Source organism: Salinicola sp. MIT1003, assembly GCF_001858555.1.
Taxonomy (GTDB): domain Bacteria; phylum Pseudomonadota; class Gammaproteobacteria; order Pseudomonadales; family Halomonadaceae; genus Salinicola; species Salinicola salarius.
Genome location: NZ_MCAP01000055.1, coordinates 84234 through 103544, shown reverse-complemented (window position 1 = coordinate 103544; position 19311 = coordinate 84234). Strand labels below are relative to the sequence as shown.

Sequence of the window (19311 nt, the reverse complement as noted above, 5' to 3'; positions counted from 1 at the left end):
CTCGTGGCTCGTGGCTCGTGGCTCAAAAATGCAGAACGGTACGGATGCTCTTGCCCGCATGCAGCAGCTCGAAGGCTTCGTTGATCCGATCGAACGGCATGTCGTGGGTCACGAACTCGTCGATCTTGATCTCGCCGTCCATGTAGCGCTGGACGTAACCCGGCAGCTCGGTGCGGCCCTTGACGCCACCGAAGGCAGAACCCTTCCAGACACGGCCGGTCACCAGCTGGAACGGGCGGGTAGAGATCTCCTCGCCGGCACCGGCGACACCGATGATGATCGATTCGCCCCAGCCCTTGTGGCAGCACTCCAGTGCCGAACGCATCACGTTGACGTTGCCGATGCACTCGAACGAATAGTCGACGCCACCGTCAGTGAGATCGACGATCACCTGCTGGATCGGATCGCTGTAATCCTTGGGATTGACGAATTCGGTCGCCCCGAACTGGCGCGCCAGCTCGAACTTGTCCGGGTTCACGTCGATCGCGATGATGCGCGAGGCCTTGGCCATCTGCGCGCCCTGTATTACCGCCAGGCCGATGGCACCCAGCCCGAACACGGCAACGGTCGCGCCCGGCTCGACCTTGGCGGTGTTGAGAACGGCGCCGATACCGGTGGTGACACCGCAGCCCAGCAGACAGATCTTGTCCAGCGGCGCTTCCTTCGACACCTTGGCCAGCGAGACTTCCGGCAGCACGGTGTACTCGGAGAAGGTCGACGTGCCCATGTAATGGTGCAGCGAGGTGCCATTCTTGGAGAAGCGCGTGGTGCCATCCGGCATCAGGCCCTTGCCCTGGGTCGCGCGGACGGCGCCGCACAGGTTGGTCTTGCCCGAGAGGCAGAACTTGCATTTGCCGCACTCGGCGGTATAGAGCGGGATGACGTGATCGCCGGGTTTCAGGCCGGTGACGCCCTCGCCCACCTCTTCGACGATACCGGCGCCTTCATGGCCCAGCACCGACGGAAACAGACCCTCGGGATCTTTGCCGGAGAGCGTGTAGGCATCGGTATGACAGACGCTGGTGGCAACGATGCGGACCATGACTTCGCCCGCCTTGGGGCCCTGCACATCGATCTCTTCCAGCGAGAGCGGCTTGCCTGCTTCCCAGGCGACTGCGGCACGCGATTTCATCGGGCTATCTCCCTTTGCGCTTGAATGCTTGGATTCGAGGGGTCGCACGTCGTTCGACTGATGACATGGCGACGGGTTTTGCGTCAGTCTAGGCGTTCGCCGCCAGGCAATAAACCTGGCATTCGGCACATGATTATTGCCATGTAGCAACAATCGTTCTCGTAACAGTCGGAAGGAGTCGCCATGTCGCGCTGGGAGGGTATCGAGGCTTTCGTCGCCGTGGTGCGTCTGGGTACGTTCTCTCGCGCCGCCCAGTCGCTGAAGGTTTCCAATTCCCATGTCAGTCGGCTGGTCAGCCAGCTGGAGCAGTCGTTGGGAACGCCACTACTCTATCGGACAACCCGCCAGATTCGGCTGACCGATGGCGGTGCGATCTACTACGAGCACTGCCGGTCGCTGCTCGACGGCTTCGCCGAGGCCGAGGCCGCGCTCAACGAACTGCAGTCCCAGCCCCAGGGAAGACTCGCCATCAGCTGTGCGACCACCTTCGGCGAGCGCTACATCGCACCGCTGGTCAACGATTTCCATTGTCGCTATCCGCAGCTCGATGTACGCCTGCACTTCACCAACCGTACCGTCGAGCTGATCGACGAAGGCTTCGATGTCGCCATTCGCATGGGCGTGCTCAAAGATTCTAGCCTGCTGGCCAGACGGCTCTGCCAGCGCCGCGAGTATGTCGTCGGCGCGCCCGACTACTTCCAGCGGCGACCGACACCGCACAGCCTTTCCGAACTCGCCCACCACAACTGCCTGGTCGGATCGCGGGATAGCTGGCTGTTCCGGGTCGATGGTCAACGCCGCGAAATCCGAGTGTCGGGGAATTGGCGCGGCAATTCCGGTCCGGCGCTGCTGGATGCGGCCTGCAAGGGAATCGGGCTGGCCCAGTTGCCGGATTACTATGTCGAGACGGCGATTCAGCAAGGCCGTCTGATGGCCGTGCTCGATCGCTACCAGTTTACCGATACCGCCGTCTGGGCGGTCTACCCGCGCCACCGCCAGCTCTCGTCCAAGATTCGTCTGTTGGTCGATTTCCTGTCGGCGAGACTGCCCGAGGCGATTGCCGGAGACGGCCGCGATTCGCCGATACCGGACGTCACGGCCGCTGAGCTGCCATCGCCAGAGACGCCATCGTCCAAGACGTCAGAAGCCCAGCGCTAGAAAACAGGGAGATCAGGGATAAGGCAGGTCGGTGGCAGGCAGGTGGATCAATGATTGAAGAAATGATCGATGCCATCGTTGAGATAGGCGTCGCCGAATTCGGCCTCCCGCGCCAGCGCCTCGGGGTCGGGCAGCTCGATACGCTGGCGCGAGCGCAGCAGCAGCCCTTCCTCGCGGAAGGCGGTCAGGGTCCGGCTCACGTGCACCGACGACAGCCCCAGCGCATCGCCGAGATGCTGCTGGGACAGCGGTAGACGAATGCTGTTGCCCTGGCGTGCCTTGGTGCGCTCCAGGCGCACGTACATTTCGTAGATCAGATGAGCCAGACGCTGACGCGCGCTGCGTCGGGCGAGGTTGACGAGACGCTCGGTCAACAGGGCCTGCTGATGAGACGAGATGGCAAAGAAGATGGTCGACAGCATCAGCGATTCGCGGAAGACGTTGATCAGGCGCCGATGGGGAAAATGGCACACGACGCCATCCTCGAGCATGGCGACGCCGGTCAGGCGCTCCTTGAAGGCAAATTCCCGCAGCCCAATGATATCGCCGGGCAGATAGATCTCGAGAATCTGTCGGGAGCCATCTTCCATGTAGCGAAAAGAGTAGGCCCACCCCTTGCTGAGCGTACAGAACTCGCGCGCCGGATCCCCCTCCTGCCACAAAATCTCGTCGGCCTTGACCTCGGTCGGGCTCTGCTCGAGCTCGACCAGCAACGCTTCATCGTTTTTGGAAAGCTCACCGTAATGCTTGAAATGACGGACGATACAACTGTCTTGGCTCATTACCCTTGCCCTTGTTCATGCTTTTAGCGATCGCCAGATTACGGAAATCGATATTGGCATAGCCAGCCAGGATTGTCGTTATCCCGCGTCAGGGATCACGATCCAAGCACAAGACTTGAGACACTTCTGTCAATTTCAAGATTGAAAAGACTCAACATTCGATGATGTTCACCGCCAGTCCGCCGCGGGAAGTCTCCTTGTATTTATCCTGCATGTCGCGCCCGGTCTCGCGCATGGTCCGAATGACCTTGTCGAGAGAGACGAAATGCTCGCCGTCGCCGCAGAGCGCCATCTGCGCGGCGTTGATGGCCTTGACCGCCGCAATCGCGTTGCGCTCGATGCAGGGCACCTGGACCAGCCCGGCGATGGGATCGCAGGTCAGCCCCAGGTTGTGTTCGAGCCCGATTTCGGCGGCGTTCTCGACCTGGGCCGGGGTGCCCCCCATCAACTCCGCCAGTCCGGCGGCAGCCATTGCGCAGGCCGAGCCGACCTCGCCCTGACAGCCTACTTCCGCCCCGGAGATCGAGGCGTTGGTCTTGCACAGAATGCCGATCGCGCCGGCGGTCAGAAGGAAACGCACGACGTCCCGCTCGCAGGCATCCGGCTGGAATTTCATGTAGTAGTGCAGCACGGCAGGCACGATCCCCGCGGCCCCGTTGGTCGGCGCGGTGACCATTCGGCGGCCGGCGGCGTTCTCCTCGTTGACCGCCAGCGCGAACAGGTTGACCCAGTCCATCGCCGAGAAGGTACTGGCGATCAGGCTCTTCTCGTTGTCCAGCGCCATCAGGCGCCGATGCAGCGCCGGGGCGCGACGCCTCACGTTCAGCCCGCCGGGCAGCACGCCCTGCTGGTCCAGCCCGCTATCGACACACGCTTTCATCGCCAGCCATATCTTCCAGAGCCCGTCGCGGACGTCCGACTCGCTGCGCCAGACCTGCTCGTTGGCCAGCATCACGTCGCTGATGGAAAGCTTTTCACGACGGCAGATATCGAGCAGCTCGACGGCATTCCTGAACGGGCATGGCACCTTCACCGTGGAGGTGACGGCATCGCCCTGGGCCGCCTGCTCGGCATCGACGACGAAACCGCCGCCGACCGAGTAATAGGTGTTGTCGTGGATGACGCCGTGATCGTCGGAGGCGACCAGGCGCAAGGCGTTGGTATGGTAGTCGAGAATCTCGTCGCACCATTCGATATCCCGCACCGGATCGAATGCCACCGCGTGCACGCCTGCCAGCTTCAGCTCTCCGCCCCGCGCCATTGCCGCCAGCTTGAGCGCCAGGTCGTCGGGATCGACGGTCAACGGGCGCTCTCCCATGAGGCCCCCGATCACCGCGCTATCCGTGTTGTGCCCCTTGCCAGTGGCCGATAGCGAGCCGTAGAGCGTGACCGACACCCTTGTCACCGCGTGCAGCAGCTCGCGGTCGCGCAGGGTCGCGACGAAATCATGGGCAGCCTGCATCGGTCCGACCGTATGCGAACTGGAAGGCCCGATGCCAATCTTGAACAGATCGAACACGCTGAATGTCATGTGACTACCTCTGATGTCGCTCGGGCGCCAGAATCCGTCGTTCCTGGAACTGGCGCATGATGTAGTTTGACTTCAGTCTGGCCGCCGGTTAAACCGGAAACAATCGATAAAAACTGCCAATACCTATAGCCTTGCTAAACCATGATCCAGTCACTCAATGCTCAGACCCATGCCTGGCTGAAAGTCTTCGCCGTCAGTGCCCGCCTCCTGTCGTTCACCCGGGCAGCAGAGGAGCTTCATGTCACCACCGGCGCGGTCAGCCAGCAGATCAAGCAGCTGGAAGAGCGGCTCGGGTTTCGTCTGTTCAGGCGTCTGCCGCGCCAGCTGGCGTTGACGGAAGAAGGGGAACGGCTGGCCCGGGTCGTCGCCCAGGCTTACGATGCCGTCGGGCTGGAGGTCGATCGCCTGCGCGGCGGGGTCATGAGCGGCGTGCTCAGGCTACGCTGCCTGCCGTCGTTTCTGGCCAAGTGGCTGATGCCGAGACTGCCGCGGCTGCAGGCCCGCTTCCCCGATATCGAGCTGCACGTCACGGCGGAAGACAGCAATCTTTCGTTGCTTGACGGCGGCTACGATCTGGCCATCGATCTCAACGACGGCCACTATCCGGGCCTCCAGACCACGCCGTTGATCGACGAGAAGATCTTCGCCGTCTGCTCGCCGCAACTGCTCAGGCGGCGCCCGCCGCTCACCACCCCCGAGGCGCTGGGCTACTATCCGCTGCTGCACGACGTCACGGCCTGGCGAGGCAGTCACGATTATGCGGAGTGGGAGCACTATCTGCGGGCGATTGGCGGTGAACAGGTCAACGTACGCCGAGGCTACACGTTCAACCGCAACCAGCTGACGGTGGAGGCGGCGATCGCCGGCATGGGCGTGGCGATCGCGCGCCGGACGCTGATCGGCGACGAGTTGGACAGCGGACGCCTGATCGCGCCGTTCGCCGGCTCGGTGGCGACCGGCAAGCGCTACGGCCTGGTCTATCAGCAAGGAGCGCTGGACGACCGCCGCGTACGAGCGGTTCACGACTGGCTGGAGGAGGAAGCGCGGCGATCCGTGGAGACCGCCCCGCTCGTCGATCCCGACGAATGAGTCAGGCTTCGAGCCACACCCAGGCTTTTCTGAAAGCGTCTAGCGCACGACCCCGCGCTCGCGCAGCGCCGCCAGACGCTCTCCCTCGACGCCCAGCGTCGCCAGCACCTCGTCGGTATGCTGGGCAAAGACCGGCGCCGGCCGGCGAATTTGAGACGGCGTCTGGGATAGTTTGCTGGCGAAGCCGATGGTCTGCATGCGCCCGATCACCGGGTGGTCCAACTCCTGCACCATGCCCCGCTCCCGGTAGTGCGGATCGTCCATCGCCTGGGCGAAGTCGTTGATCGGCCCGGCCGGTACGCCGGCTTCATCGCACAGTGCCAGCCAGTGCTGCCGGTCTGCCGTGCACATCAGTTCTTCCAGCAGCGCCTCCAGCGCATCGACGTTCTTTCCCCGGTCGCTATTGGTGACGAAGCGAGGATCGGCGGTCAGATCAGGCCGTTGCAGCACGTCGTTGCAGAACCGCTCCCAGGTGCGCTGGTTGGCGCATCCCAGCATCATGTAGCCGTCGCGAACCTTGACCGCCTGGTAAGGCGCGGAGACCCGGTGCCGCCATCCGGTCGGCTGCGGGACGCGCCCTTCGGCGAAGTAGGCCGCCGCTTCCCAGGTGAACCAGGGCAGGCCGCACTCGGCGATCGCCACGTCCACCAGTTGCCCCTCCCCTGTCTTCTGCTTGTGAATGTAGGCCGCCAGTATCGAGTAGATCGCGGTGATCCCGGCGCCGATATCGTAGACCGCCACGCCGGTCTTCAACGGCCGCCGGCCGGGCTCGCCGGTCATCGACATCAAGCCGGTCATGCCCTGGGCGACCAGGTCGAACCCGCCCTTGCGCCGATACGGCCCCGTCTGGCCGTAGCCGGAGATCGAGCAGTAGACCAGGCCGGGATTGATGCCCTTGAGCGTCTCGTAGTCGATCTTCAACGACTGGGTAACGCCGGGCCGATAGTTCTCGACCACCACATCCGCTTCCCGCGCCAGTTCATAGAAGAGCGCCAGCCCGTCGGGCTCCTTGAGATTGAGCGAGATGCTGCGCTTGTTGCGGTTGATCTGCGCGAAGCAGGTGGACTCGTCGTTGATGTATGGCCCCATCTGACGGCTGTCGTCGCCGCCCTGGGTCTTCTCGACCTTGATCACGTCGGCGCCCATGTCTCCCAGCACCATGGTGCAGTATGGCCCGGCCATGATCTGCGAGATATCGAGTACCTTCATGCCTTCCAGCGGTAACATGGCGATTCTCCTTGCCTGTCTTCGAAACGGCGAATAGAGCGATTGATCGACGCACGCCCCGCCGTGAACTCGACAGCGAGTCCACGCCAGTCACCGATGGGAGCGAGGCGGCGACGGTTGGCGGGCTAGCGGCCCTGCCAGGTATACGGGGTCTTGTCGACGAATCGCCTGACGGCGCCCCTGAAATCTTCGCTGGTGTAGCACAGCGCGATCAGGTCGTCGGCAGCCTCATGGCCGGGGCGGCGCCGATCCAGAATCCGGTTGATGCAGGCCTTGGTCGCGCGCATCGTCAGCGGGGCATGTCCGGCCAGCGTCTCGGCGAGCTTCGCCGCTGTCTCGTCGAGGGTTTCGCTGTCGACAATCTCGTCGATAAGGCCCACGGACAACGCTTCCTCGGCTCCGATCATCTTCGCCAGCATCAGCATGCGCTTGGTGCGCGCGATTCCGATCAGATCGACCAGCCGCGAGACGTTGGTGATCGACAGGCAGTTGCCCAGCGTCCTGGCGATGGGAATGCCGAACTTGAAAGCGCCATTGGCGTAGCGGAAGTCGCAGGCCATCGCGATGGCCGCGCCCCCACCGACACAGTAGCCGTCGATCAGCGCGACCGTCGGCGTTTCCAGTCGCTCGATCCCGCCGATCACCGCATCGATCCGGCGTTCATAGTCGATGCCGTCGCCGCGCTCGCGGAAGTCGACGAACTGCTTGATATCGGTGCCCGCGACGAACGCTTCGCCGCCCTCGCCGCGAAAGGCGATCAACTTGATCTCCTCGTCTTCGTCGAATCGTTGGCAGGCCTGGATCATGGTTTCGTACATGTGCCAGGTCATCGCGTTGCGGGCCTCGGGTCGATTGAAGCGAATCCAGCCGATCGCGCCACGCTGGTAGCAATGAATCTCGTCATCCTGGGTCATGGTAGGGGGTTCTCCTGGTCGATGCCGGGTCGGGTTTCCGGCATCAGGTGCCGTAGATCAGATTCACTAGCAGCAGCGCGAAGTCGGGCACGTAGGTGTTGAACAGCAGCACCACGAACAGCACCCCCAGGAACCAGAGGTTGGTTCGCGTCGTACGCCAGATATCCGCCTTGGCGATCGAGCACGAGGCGATCAGTACGCTCGCCACGGGCGGGGTCTGCTGGCCGATGGCCAGGTTGAGCGTGACGATCAGGCCGAAGTGCAGCGGATCGATACCCACCTGGATAATCAGCGGCAGCACGATCGGCACCACCAGAATGATCGCCGCCGCCGAGTGCAGGAACACGCCAAGAATCAGGAAGATGATATTGAGCAGCGCCAGGATGACGTACTTGTTGTCGGTCAAGCCGGCGATCGAATTGGCCAGTTGTTGCGGCAGTTGGGATTCGGTGAGATAGAGCCCCACCAGTGCGGAACTGGCGACCAGCAGCATCACCACGGCAGTCTGGATGCCGGCATCCAGGCAGGACTTCCACAGGGTCTTGAGCGAGAACTCCCGATAGATCACGGCACTGATGAAGATCGCGACCACGACCGCCAGCGCCGCGCCTTCGGTGGCGGTGACGATGCCGCCGAAGATGCCGCCGAGAATGATCACCGGAATCATCAGCGCCCAGATCGCCTCCTTGAACGACTTCCAGACTCGGCTGGCCTGGAAACGCCCTTCGGAAGGAAAGTTGTTCTTGCGCGCCAAAAAGTAGCAGACCACGGCCAGGCCCAGGGCGCCCAGCAGCCCCGGGAAGATGCCCGCGACGAACATCTTGACCACCGACTCTCCCGACATGACCGCGTACAGGATCATCGGGATCGATGGCGGCAGGATGATCGCCAGGCTGGCAGCGGACGACGAGATCGCCGCAGCGAACTCTTTCGAGTAGCCGCGGTTCTTCATCGCCGGAATCAGCAGGCTGCCCAGCGCGGAAACACCCGCCACGGCGGAGCCGGAAATCTCGGCGAAGAAGATCGAGGAACCGATGGTCACCATTGCCAGGCCGCCCTTGACGAAGCCGACCAGCGACGCCGCGAAGTCGATCAGGCGCCGCGAGATGCTAGAGGCGTTCATGATCGCCCCGGCGAGGATGAACAGCGGGATGGCGATCAACGGAAAGTTGGTCGCGCCCTCGAACATGGTCAGCCCGATATTGGGCAGCGCATAGGCGCCGTAGCTGGAGTAGACGGCGACGGCGCCGACCAGGCCCAGCGCGATGGCGATCGGCACGTTGAGCACGATCAACAGCAGCAGTCCTACGAACATCAGTGCCAGAATCATCGTGTCACACTCCCTGCATCGGACTGACTGGCCATGTTCGAGCCGAGACCCACCTCCTCGAGCTCATGATCGACGAAGCCGTCTCCCCTCGCCTGCCGAATCACTTCCGGCAATCGCAGGAGCTCGGCGATGATGAACAGCACCGAAGCGATCGGCAGCGCCGACTGCGTAAATTGCAGCGAGACAGTGGTCAGGCTGATCATGGTCGACCCCGCAAGGATCTGGACGACCTGCCAGCCGGTCACCGTCAGCAGGACGAAGAACGCGATCGTCACAGCCTCGCCCAGCAGCGCGATCGGCAGCCGCACGCTCGGCGGAAACGCATTGACGATACTGGGACAGGCGATGTGCGCCCCCTTGGCCGCGGCCAGGGCCGCACCGTAGTAGGTCAGCCAGGCCAGGCTGATCGAGGCCGCCTCGTCGTACCAGGTGAAGGGAGACCCCACCAGGCGCGAGAGGAAACCCACGATGACGATGCCTGCCAGCACCAGCATATTGATGACCACGATGATCTCGAGCAGTCGGCTGAAGCCATCGCGCAGCGTATTCAGAGTTTTCACAGGTGGCTCCTTCGTTCACAGCCCGGCCACACCCTGACCATCGGGCGTGACCGGACATGCGAGTTAGCTGGCGGATTGCAGTTCACGCACCTTGTCGAGCATCTCCTGGCCGCCGTCGACATCCTTGATGAACTTGTCGTAGACCGGCTTGGAGGCGTCGATGAAGGCCTGGCGATCGACCTTGTTGATCTTGAGACCGGCGTCACGCATCTTGGCCAGCGTCTCTTCGTCGAGCTTCGCGCCCTGCTCCAGTGCGTAGGACTCCATCTCCATGGCCGTCTGCTTGAGCACGTCGCGCACGTGCTCGGGCAGCCGGTTCCAGCTCATGCCTGCCGTCACGAAGGCCGGGGTGTAGATGTGATCCGACAGCGAGAGGTACTCCTGAACCTCCTGCAGACGCGAGGCGTAGGTCTGGACCAGCGGGTTCTCCTGGCCATCCATCGCGCCGGTCTGCAGCGCGACGAACACCTCGGAAAGCGCCATGGGCGATGGGTTCGCGCCATAGCTCTTGAACATCTCGACACGCCAGACGCCCTGCGGCACACGCAGCTTGATCCCGGAGAGATCGGCAGGCGTATTGATCGGATGGACGTTGTTGGTGATCTGGCGGAAGCCGTTCTCCCACACACCGATGATGTGGTAACCGCGGCTTGCAGCGATGGGATAGAGCTGGGGCCTCACGACTTCGTCGCGCACCTTGGCCATATGGTCACGATCCGCGATCAGATAAGGCATTTCGAACAGCGCGAACTGGGGCGCGACGCTACTCATGACGGTCGAAGGCAGCGCCAGATCGACCGTGCCCAGCTTGAGTTTTTTCAGCAGTTCCGAGTCGCCGCCCAACTGGCTCGAGCCGTAGACGACCACCTTGGCTTCACCCGCCAGCTTTTCGTTGGCGCGTTTGGCGAATTCCTGGGACACATCGGCGAACAGCGAATCCGGCTCACCGACATGGGCGAATTTGATCTGCACTTCCTGAGCACTGGCGTGGTTGATACCGGCCATCAGCGCTAGTGCCAACAATCCTGCTTTGAAACTTTTCATCACTGGCGTCCTTCCGTCTTTTTTATATTGGCTCGCCTGAACGATGGACCGGAGGCAATCGCCTGCACTTTCGTGCTGCCCCCGATCGTTACCCCGCAGTGCGAGCACCTCGGGATCTTGCCAGTGGATTATGAATTCATAATTCAAATAGAACCAATTCACCCTTTGTCTATTGGCGTAAAGTCTCAACGTGAAGCATTTAAAATTAGCCGGTTACCGAAAAACGAGTGGGGTCATGTCGCCAACACAATGAATTCATTTTGAATTATCGGGCGCGACGACGCTGGCGTCCGATGACACCGGGAGCAGACGGCAATGTCAGGACGACATCGCCGTGAAAAGAATACGTATCGAAGCGGGGTATAACGAGTCGCTGCAGCGAACGCCAGCGAGAGGGTTCCAGAGTCGGAAGGACGAAGACGGGACGTTCAGCCAGCCGCCGCTCGTTCGTCCCCGATCACGCCGCTCGCGGCCGCCACGACCAGCTTATGGCGCAGATGCTCTCGCAGGATGCTGCCGAGCCGTTCTCCGTCCCGGGCCAGCAGGCATTCGATCATGGCTTCATGGTCGGCCACGGCCTGGTCCCAGTACTCATCGATCATGCTGGAATAGCGCACCCGCTGAATGCGGTAGTTCAAGCTGCTGTGGGTCTCCCGCAGTACCTCGTTGCGAGCTGCCAGCATGATGGCATCGTGAATGCGGTGATTGAGCTCGAAGTAAGGTCCAATTTCCTTGCGCTTGTAGTGCGCCATCATCTGGTAGTGCAGCGCCTGGATGTCGGCGACCTCCTCTTCGGTAATGTAGCGACACGCCAATTCGCCGGACAGCCCTTCCAGCGCGCCCATCACGCTGTAGGTTTCCTCCAGCATCTGGCGCGTCAATCGCACGACACGCGCCCCCCGATTGGGCAGGAGTTCGACCATGCCCTCGGACGCCAGTACCTTGAGCGCTTCCCGAAGCGGCGTCCGCGAGACACCGAACTGCTCGCATAGCTGCTTTTCCGGGATCCGCGTGCCGGGGAGCAGGGTTCCATCGTTGATCATGTCCCGGATGCGGGCGGCTGCCTCGCCGTACAGGGTGTTTTGCTGAATCTTGTTCATGAAGCACTCATAACAGGTTCGATGTTGCCATTCTCCCAATGGCGCATGGATGACGCCACCGGAAATGAATTATGAATACAGAATAGAGAATGGAGATCAAAATGGCTCGTAACGTCTATCTCACTCACCAGACATTGTCGCTGAAGCAAGCCCGCACCATCATCGAGGCCGCCATGGCCCATGCGGTAGCGCAGGCGATGAACCCCATCACCGTGACGGTCATGGATACCAGCGGGTATCCGATCAGCAGCGACAGAGCCGATGGCTGCGCCACTTTACGGTTGGCCGTCTCGCATGGCAAAGCCAAGGCCGCCCTGGGCTACGGCTTGTCCAGCGGCACGATCGGTGAACGGAATCAGGCACGGCCGGCATTCCTGTCGGCGGTCGCCTCGGCGTCCCAGGGCGAATTCATCCCCGTGGCCGGCGGCGTGCTGATTCTCGATGAGCAGGAGCGCGTCATCGGTGCCGTCGGTGTCAGCGGTGACAGTTCCGACAACGATGAGCGAGCGGCGATTGCTGGAATCGAAGCGGCCAGCCTGAAGGCCGGTCTTGCGCCGGAAAATTAAGAAAATCTTAAATCTTTTACGAAACAGCGTTTCTTAAGAACATTAAGGCTGATATTCTTAGCCAGCTATCAATAGCTGTCAGGAATTCATCATGCCTATTCTCTCCTTTCGCGCAGTCGCCTTGAGGGCCGGCATCTACGTCCTGATCCTGGCCGGGCTCATGCAGATAGTGATGACGGTGGACGCCAGACATGCGGGCGCCCCCGATTTCAGCGAGACTTCGCTGACGGAACTCACCCAGGCTGCGCTGCTACTGCTTTGTACGATTCTGATGCTGGTCATTCGCCAGCGTTACAGAGTCCTGCGCAGCGTCAGCCTGCTGATGGCTGCATTCTTCGCGATATCCTTCGTGCGGGAGAACGACCAGTGGCTGGATGCCTACGCCTTCGATGGCGCCTGGGAATGCCTGGTGGTACTTCTGGCGCTACCGGCCCTGGCGCTGGTGATACGGGCAAGACGCGACTTTCTCGAAGAGTTTTCGCTGATTGCCAACAGCCTGGGATTCGGGCTGTTCGCGGGCGGGTTTCTCACGACCTATGTGTTCTCGCGCCTCTATGGGCGTAGTGAACTGTGGCAAGCCCTGATGGGCGAACATTACCTGCGCATCGTCAAGGACGCCGCGGAAGAGATCACGGAACTGGCCGGTTACAGTCTGCTGCTTTTTGCCAGCTTGGAACTGCTGCTGCTGGCCAGGCGGCTTCGCGACAACCGGCGTTCGCCCCCCGCTTGAGTTCCGGCCGGCCTTTCGGGTCGGTCACGTTCACCAAGGCAGTCAATTCACGCCAAAGCCCGTTTTGAAAGCCCGTTTCGAAAGCCCGCGTCAGGGCATTTCCTGAACGAGAAAGCCGCCCATGCTTCGTCGAGCATGGGCGGCTTTTTTTGATGGCTTTCGTTGATGGCTTTCGACCGGCTTTCGCTATCCGGATCGAAGGCGCCTTGAGTCGTCGGGTAGTTGCCGGTTAGTTGTCGGTCACCTTGGGCGGTTCGATTTCCAGTTTCTGTGCGGCAATGACCGCCTGGGTACGGGAGTGAACCCCCAGCTTGCGCAGGATCGCGGTCACGTGGGCCTTGATGGTGGCTTCCGATACGTTGAGCTCGTAGGCGATCTGCTTGTTGAGCAGCCCTTCCGTCAACATGTTGAGCACGCGAAACTGCTGGGGCGTCAGCGAGGCGATCGCCTCCGCGAAGCGCGCATCCTCCTCGCTGCCCTCGCCCATGGCATCCGCCAGTTCGGGGGGCAGCCACACTTCTCCCTTGAGCACTTCTCCAATCGCTTCGGCGATGATGTCGAGAGAAGCGGACTTGGGAATGAAACCCGAAGCGCCATAATCGATGGCACGGCGGACCACATCCACCTCTTCGCTGCCGGACACCACCGTCACCGGAATGTCCGGCATCTGTCCGCGCAGCTGGATCAGCCCCGAAAAGCCGTGGGCGCCAGGCATGTGTAGATCGAGCAGGATCAAATCGGCATCGGGATGTCGAGTGACGACCTCCGTCGTCGCCTCCATGGTGTCCGCCTCGACGATTTCTGCTTGCGGCGACACCTGTCGCAATGCCTGATTGAGCGCCGCCCGGAAGAGTGGGTGGTCATCGGCAACGATGAATTTCTGGGCAAAAGCCATTGATTCTCCTCCGGCGCTGTCGAGATATGTGGCGAGATAGTCGGTCCACTATCGCCATCCAGACAAGATGGTTCAACTATTGATTAACGGCATGTTACCCCATGCACTCGTGGAATCCCAAGTTTCAAATCATCGGGAAAAAAATCCCCGAACAGCCAATGGGAGAATACGCCACGAATACATAAAAAAAGTTCGATCGTCCTGGAAAGCTGGCGTGCTTCCCTCCCTTTGGAGTGGCACGAAAAGTACCAGGAGGAAAGCCTCTTTCAAGACGATCGAACGACAATCATCAATCGGTATGAGTAACGGTCAATCAAATTAACCAGTTATATAACCGCCACCACGATGATTGGCCCAAAGATCCATTTCAAAGTCTGAAATGGCGAATCAGGAACGTACATGACGATTTTCGATCAGTTCCTCCACGACGCCGGGATCGGCGAGTGTAGAGGTATCACCCAGCCCGTCGCACTCATCGGCAGCGATCTTGCGCAGGATACGGCGCATGATCTTGCCGGAGCGGGTTTTCGGAAGTCCCGGTGCCCATTGGATCACATCGGGCGTAGCGATCGGACCGATATCCTTGCGTACCCACTGCTTGAGTTCCTGCTTCAACTCATCGCTGGGTTCGACGTCATCGTTTAGCGTGACATAGACGTAAATTCCCTGACCTTTTATGTCATGCGGATAGCCGACGACAGCCGCTTCGGCCACGAATTGATGAGCGACCAGAGACGACTCGATTTCTGCCGTTCCCATGCGATGTCCGGAAACGTTCAGCACATCATCGATACGCCCGGTGATCCAGTAATCCCCGTCGGCATCGCGTCGACAGCCATCCCCGGTGAAGTAGACCCCTTCGTAGGTGGAAAAGTAGGTCTGAACGAAACGCTCGTGATTGTTCCAGATGGAACGCGCCTGCCCGGGCCAGGAGTCGAGGATGACCAGATTACCCTCGGTCGCGCCTTCCAATCGCTTGCCGTCGTTGTCCAGCAGCGCCGGCTGCACGCCAAAGAATGGCTTGGTGGCGCAGCCCGGCTTGAGATCGGTGGCGCCAGGGAGCGGCGTGATCATGTGCCCGCCGGTTTCCGTCTGCCACCAGGTATCCATGATCGGGCAGCGGGAATTGCCGATGACGCGGTAGAACCAGTCCCACGCTTCCGGATTGATCGGTTCCCCCACCGAGCCGAGGATGCGCAACGAGCTGCGCGTGCTGTCATCCATAATATGTTCGCCATGGGCCATCAGCGAACGGATGGCCGTCGGCGAAGTATAGAGAATCGAGACATTGTGCTTGTCGATGACCTGCCCCATGCGGCCATGACTGGGGTAGGTCGGCACGCCTTCGAACATCAGCGTGGTGGCACCGTTGGCCAGCGGCCCGTAGACGATATAACTGTGCCCGGTGATCCAGCCGACATCGGCGGCACACCAGTAGACTTCGCCATCGTGGTAATCGAAGACCAAGCGATGGGTCAGCGCAGCATAGAGCAGGTAGCCGCCGGAGGTGTGCTTCAACCCTTTCGGTGTCCCCGTCGACCCGGAAGTATAGAGAATGAACAGCGGGTCTTCGGCATTCATCGTCTCGGCCGGGCAGTCGGTGGACTGCGGATCGACGACCTCATCGAACCAGCGATCCCGACCTTCATGCCACTCGATGTCGCCACCGGTGCGCTTGACCACCAGCACGGACTCGACCACGTCGGTTCCCTCTCGGGTCAGTGCCGCATCGACGTTGTCCTTGAGCGGTATCTGCTTGCCACCGCGGACCGACTCGTCGGCAGTGATGACGACGCGGGATCGGGAATCGACGATGCGCCCCGCCAGGGCATCCGGCGAAAAGCCGCCAAACACCACCGAATGCACCGCGCCGATGCGGGCGCACGCGAGCATCGCCATGGCCGCCTCCGGCACCATCGGCATGTAGAGCGTGACCGTGTCGCCCTTGCCGACCCCCAGGGACTTGAGGCCGTTGGCGAGCTGCGAGACACGCTGGTGCAGCTCGCGGTAGGTGATGGTCTTGTGATCGGCGGGATCGTCGCCTTCCCAGATGATGGCCGGCTGATCGCCCCGGGTTTCCAGATGGCGGTCCAGACAGTTGTGGGCGACGTTGAGCTCGCCATCCTCGAACCAGCGGATATCGACATTGTTCGAAGCGAACGAGGTGTTCTTGATGGTAGCCGGTTTCCTGCTCCAGCTCAGGCTTTCGGCCTGCTCGCGCCAGAAGCCTTCGGGATCTTCGACAGACTGGCGATAGAGCGTCTCGTAACGATCGCGATCGACCCAGGCATCGGCTGCCAAGCGCTTATCGACAGGATATACGCGCTGCTGTTCGCTCATGCTCCAGTCTCCCTGTTGATGACTATGTTCTTACCCGTTCGACGGTGAAAGCCCAACTGGCTCAATGCGATAGACCATCGACGCTCGAGTGAGTCAGCATATAACGGCGGCACCGGCCACCCCCTATTAGACCTTCGTATCACCGCGTGTCGCTCGCCTGCCGCGATGATGCCGAACGCGCGCCAATCGAGACGGCAAGGTCGCCAGAGGCCGGCGAAATTCGAACGGGAAAGAGAGCTCGACAGGCTCCGTCGGCGTCATTCCGGCGATTCCCGGTAGGCAAACGTCAGCGTCGTTCGACAGTGACGACAGCGATAGCTCACGCCCTTCTTCGAAGCCTGGGAGTGGCGCCGCCCGGTGAAGCGATGCAGCGTCTCGCAGCGGCAGCGATAGAGATAAGGCGCCGGGCTGGCACGGGCGACATCGAAGCGATGCGTGACGGCCGGCTTCAGACCATAGAGCTTTCGCATCACCGTCTGCCACTCGCGCCCGTGGGGTCGGGCTTTCGGCCCCTCCTCCAGATGAAAGACCAGCCAGTGTGCCATCTCGTGGGGCACGATCTCGTCCATGAAAGCCTGCCGGTTCTCGTGCAGCAGCGTCCGATTGAAACGCAGCCCGCCACGCTGGTAATGCGCCTGCCCGGCGCTCCGGCCCCGCAGATCGAACCAGATCCTGGGCCGGGGTAGCGCCGGGTGCACCTCACAGGCGAGCCGCCAGGCGGCGTCGGCTCGCTGTAGCAGTCGGCTTTCCAGCGACGCCTCGTCGAGCGCCTCTAGCGCCAGGGCATCACTTTCGCCGAGGGCGGGGGAAACGGGGGAAGAACGCAGATCGATCATGGGATGATAGAATGCCGATGACAGGAACGGGCGTCCAGCCCGCTGATCCTTGCCATGGATTCCCGTTGGTCACACGTTCGTATCGGCCGCACGTTCGTATCGATCCCAGATTCGTATCGGCCGCACATTCATTATCTTCGCCTTGATCCGGAGCGCCCTCATGCCTGAACTCTCGTCTGAACGACCGGACGATGCCGTCGAGAGCCAACCGCCGCTGGATGACGACGCGCTGGCGCGCCTCGACGACTACCTGAACGCCGAACGTCTCGGCGAAGAGGCGCCGGATGTCATCAGCGCCCACGGCTACCTGGTGGCGCTTGCCGTCTCGCCTCGGGATATCGCTCCCGAGCAGTGGATCGCCGAGCTTTTCGAGGGGGAGCCTCCTTTCGACGATACCGCCGAGCGCGACGAGATTCTCGGTCTGCTGGAAGCGCTCAAGGCCAACGCCGCCAGCATCCTGGAGCGTGGCCACTGGGTCGAATTGCCCTTCGATGCCGAGCTGGATGAAGCAGGCGAGATGGCCGCCGCCATCGAGGACTGGTGCGCCGGATTCATGCAAGGCGTCTTTCTCGACGAGGCGGCCTGGTTCTCCCAGGACGAATCGCATGTGGCCGCCCTGCTGCTGCCGTTCATGGCGCTGTCCGGCCTGTTCGACGACGAGCCGGAGATCGCGGAGATGGTCGCCGAGGACGCACAGTTCGCCGCCCTGGCAGGCCAGCTTCCCGAGTTGACGCTGGATCTCTACCTGCATTTCCAGGTGCCGCCGGAGCCGCCCAAGGGCAAAGGAAAGAGCGCCGCCAAGACATCCGGCGGGCGCAAGCCTGGGCGTAAGCGCTAGGGTCTGAATCAGCGCCGGATCTCGGCGCTACTTGAGTCGTGTCACCCAGGCATTGAGCGTACCGAACAGCCACTCTCTCGCCCGCTGGCCCCACGAGCGCCGGGCCCAGCTTTCGGCATCGATATGTTCGCTGGCGGCGAAGTTGCGCTCGAAGAGCTGGGCGACCTCGGCCGCGAATTCGGCATCGTCGACTTCCTGGTTGGCTTCGAGATTCCACTGCAGGCTCCAGTGATCGAAGTTGCACGACCCCAGCGACACCCAGTCGTCGACGACGCTGAATTTGGCATGGATGAAATTGGGCTGGAATTCGTAGATTCTGACCCCCGCCTTGAGCAGCCGGCGATAAAACCGCTGCCCGGCGTAGCGCACGCCCGGATGGTCATGGTGCCCGCCACCGGCCAGCAACAGGCGTACGTCGATGCCGCGGCGGGCAGCGCGCGCCAGCGCCCGACGCAGGCTGAGCGTCGGCACGAAGTAAGGCGTGCACAGCCAGAGCCTGCGGCGAGACGTACCGATGCGCCCCTGCAGCGAGAGACGAATCGCCTGATAGCGATGTCCGCGCCCCCAGATGGCCCGCCCTCTCATGCCGTCGGCAAAGGGTGCCGGCACCGACGCCCCTGGAAACGGTCGCGTCAGACGCGTTCTCGTGCCATCCCCGCGCGTCAGCGGCGAGTTCCAGACGTGAGCGAACAGCCGCATCCAGTCCTCGACCACCGGCCCCTGAATACGCACCGCGACCTCGTACCAGGCATCGATGAACTCGTCGACGATACCGAAGCCGCCGGTAAAGGCCGTGACGCCATCGACGATGACGAGCTTGCGATGGTCGCGCATCAGGTTGCCGCCCAGCCGCGTCACCGCCAGCGGGTTGAAGAATCGCAGCTCGACGCCGCCGTCTCGCAGTCGCCGTCGATCGCCATGCGACAGGCCCATGCTGCCGACGCCATCGAGCATCAGCTTGACCTCGACCCCACGCGCTGCCGCCGACGTCAGCGCGTCGATGAAACGTTCGGCCAGCGAACCCGACTCCATCAGATAGAGTTCGATCCACAAATAGTGCCGGGCGTCTTCGATGGCCTCTCTCATGGCCGGCCAGAAACGTTTTCCTTCCGGCAACAGCTCGAAGCGGTTGCCATCTTTCCATGTCGCTCGCATCAACTGCTCTTCTCCTTGCCCGCCAATGATTGACGCACGTTTGCGGCGCCAAGGAAAGCGACCGTTCCGGGTCATCGCTGTCGG

At 61.8% G+C, this 19311-nt stretch carries 18 protein-coding genes; 5 read left to right on the top strand and 13 right to left on the bottom strand.

The features are described from left to right. Nucleotides 1-22: 22 nt before the first annotated feature. The gene (locus tag BC443_RS14735; RefSeq protein WP_071232589.1) at nucleotides 23-1132 is read right to left on the bottom strand and encodes an S-(hydroxymethyl)glutathione dehydrogenase/class III alcohol dehydrogenase; all 1110 of its coding nucleotides are present in this window, start codon (nucleotides 1130-1132) and stop codon (nucleotides 23-25) included. Nucleotides 1133-1315: 183 nt separating this feature from the next. Between BC443_RS14735 and BC443_RS14730 the strand changes: the two genes are divergently transcribed. Continuing rightward, nucleotides 1316-2290 (top strand): LysR family transcriptional regulator, encoded by a 975-nt coding sequence (locus BC443_RS14730; protein WP_083387434.1) that lies wholly within the window; start codon nucleotides 1316-1318, stop codon nucleotides 2288-2290. Between the two features lie 47 nt (nucleotides 2291-2337). On the opposite strand, the gene BC443_RS14725 is transcribed toward BC443_RS14730, so the two are convergent. Continuing rightward, entirely contained in the window at nucleotides 2338-3072 is a 735-nt protein-coding gene (locus tag BC443_RS14725) for a Crp/Fnr family transcriptional regulator (protein ID WP_071232588.1), read from the bottom strand. 151 nt (nucleotides 3073-3223) lie between these two features. After that, on the bottom strand, nucleotides 3224-4603 hold the full coding sequence (locus BC443_RS14720; protein ID WP_071232587.1) for an L-serine ammonia-lyase: 1380 nt from the start codon (nucleotides 4601-4603) through the stop codon (nucleotides 3224-3226). A gap of 141 nt (nucleotides 4604-4744) precedes the next feature. Here BC443_RS14720 and BC443_RS14715 point away from each other — a divergent pair, with 141 nt between their 5' ends. Further along, entirely contained in the window at nucleotides 4745-5692 is a 948-nt protein-coding gene (locus tag BC443_RS14715) for a LysR substrate-binding domain-containing protein (RefSeq protein ID WP_071232586.1), read from the top strand. A 39-nt stretch (nucleotides 5693-5731) separates the two neighbouring features. On the opposite strand, the gene BC443_RS14710 is transcribed toward BC443_RS14715, so the two are convergent. The 6 genes from BC443_RS14710 to BC443_RS14685 form a co-directional block, all read right to left on the bottom strand. Continuing rightward, nucleotides 5732-6919, bottom strand: a complete 1188-nt coding sequence (locus BC443_RS14710; RefSeq protein WP_071232585.1) for a CoA transferase — start codon at nucleotides 6917-6919, stop codon at nucleotides 5732-5734. A gap of 125 nt (nucleotides 6920-7044) precedes the next feature. After that, complete coding sequence (locus BC443_RS14705) at nucleotides 7045-7833, bottom strand: enoyl-CoA hydratase/isomerase family protein (RefSeq protein ID WP_071232584.1); 789 nt, start codon at nucleotides 7831-7833, stop codon at nucleotides 7045-7047. A gap of 43 nt (nucleotides 7834-7876) precedes the next feature. Then, nucleotides 7877-9163 carry a TRAP transporter large permease gene (locus BC443_RS14700; protein ID WP_170835891.1) on the bottom strand — a complete coding sequence of 429 codons (1287 nt, stop codon included), beginning with the start codon at nucleotides 9161-9163 and terminating at the stop codon, nucleotides 7877-7879. Beyond that, nucleotides 9160-9723 carry a TRAP transporter small permease gene (locus BC443_RS14695; protein WP_247643298.1) on the bottom strand — a complete coding sequence of 188 codons (564 nt, stop codon included), beginning with the start codon at nucleotides 9721-9723 and terminating at the stop codon, nucleotides 9160-9162. Before BC443_RS14695 ends, BC443_RS14700 begins: the two co-directional genes overlap by 4 nt. Before the next feature lie 63 nt (nucleotides 9724-9786). Continuing rightward, the gene (locus BC443_RS14690; RefSeq protein WP_071232583.1) at nucleotides 9787-10767 is read right to left on the bottom strand and encodes a TRAP transporter substrate-binding protein; all 981 of its coding nucleotides are present in this window, start codon (nucleotides 10765-10767) and stop codon (nucleotides 9787-9789) included. 428 nt (nucleotides 10768-11195) lie between these two features. Further along, nucleotides 11196-11867 carry a GntR family transcriptional regulator gene (locus tag BC443_RS14685; protein WP_071232582.1) on the bottom strand — a complete coding sequence of 224 codons (672 nt, stop codon included), beginning with the start codon at nucleotides 11865-11867 and terminating at the stop codon, nucleotides 11196-11198. Nucleotides 11868-11968: 101 nt separating this feature from the next. On the opposite strand from BC443_RS14685, the gene BC443_RS14680 reads away from it, so the two are divergent. Further along, on the top strand, nucleotides 11969-12433 hold the full coding sequence (locus BC443_RS14680) for a heme-binding protein (protein ID WP_071232581.1): 465 nt from the start codon (nucleotides 11969-11971) through the stop codon (nucleotides 12431-12433). 91 nt (nucleotides 12434-12524) lie between these two features. Next, nucleotides 12525-13163 carry a hypothetical protein gene (locus BC443_RS14675; RefSeq protein ID WP_071232580.1) on the top strand — a complete coding sequence of 213 codons (639 nt, stop codon included), beginning with the start codon at nucleotides 12525-12527 and terminating at the stop codon, nucleotides 13161-13163. A 229-nt stretch (nucleotides 13164-13392) separates the two neighbouring features. Here BC443_RS14675 and BC443_RS14670 read toward each other — a convergent pair whose 3' ends face one another. From BC443_RS14670 to BC443_RS14660, 3 genes are all read right to left on the bottom strand, one after another. Next, nucleotides 13393-14058 carry a response regulator transcription factor gene (locus tag BC443_RS14670; protein WP_071232579.1) on the bottom strand — a complete coding sequence of 222 codons (666 nt, stop codon included), beginning with the start codon at nucleotides 14056-14058 and terminating at the stop codon, nucleotides 13393-13395. Nucleotides 14059-14445: 387 nt separating this feature from the next. Then, complete coding sequence (gene acs, locus BC443_RS14665; RefSeq protein WP_071232578.1) at nucleotides 14446-16398, bottom strand: acetate--CoA ligase; 1953 nt, start codon at nucleotides 16396-16398, stop codon at nucleotides 14446-14448. Between the two features lie 257 nt (nucleotides 16399-16655). After that, nucleotides 16656-17234 carry a SprT-like domain-containing protein gene (locus BC443_RS14660; RefSeq protein ID WP_071232577.1) on the bottom strand — a complete coding sequence of 193 codons (579 nt, stop codon included), beginning with the start codon at nucleotides 17232-17234 and terminating at the stop codon, nucleotides 16656-16658. A 160-nt stretch (nucleotides 17235-17394) separates the two neighbouring features. On the opposite strand from BC443_RS14660, the gene BC443_RS14655 reads away from it, so the two are divergent. After that, a complete protein-coding gene (locus BC443_RS14655; RefSeq protein ID WP_071232576.1) occupies nucleotides 17395-18072 on the top strand; it encodes a YecA family protein in 678 nt (225 codons plus the stop codon). A gap of 27 nt (nucleotides 18073-18099) precedes the next feature. On the opposite strand, the gene BC443_RS14650 is transcribed toward BC443_RS14655, so the two are convergent. Continuing rightward, a complete protein-coding gene (locus BC443_RS14650; RefSeq protein WP_071232575.1) occupies nucleotides 18100-19227 on the bottom strand; it encodes a phosphatidylserine/phosphatidylglycerophosphate/cardiolipin synthase family protein in 1128 nt (375 codons plus the stop codon). Nucleotides 19228-19311 lie beyond the last annotated feature (84 nt).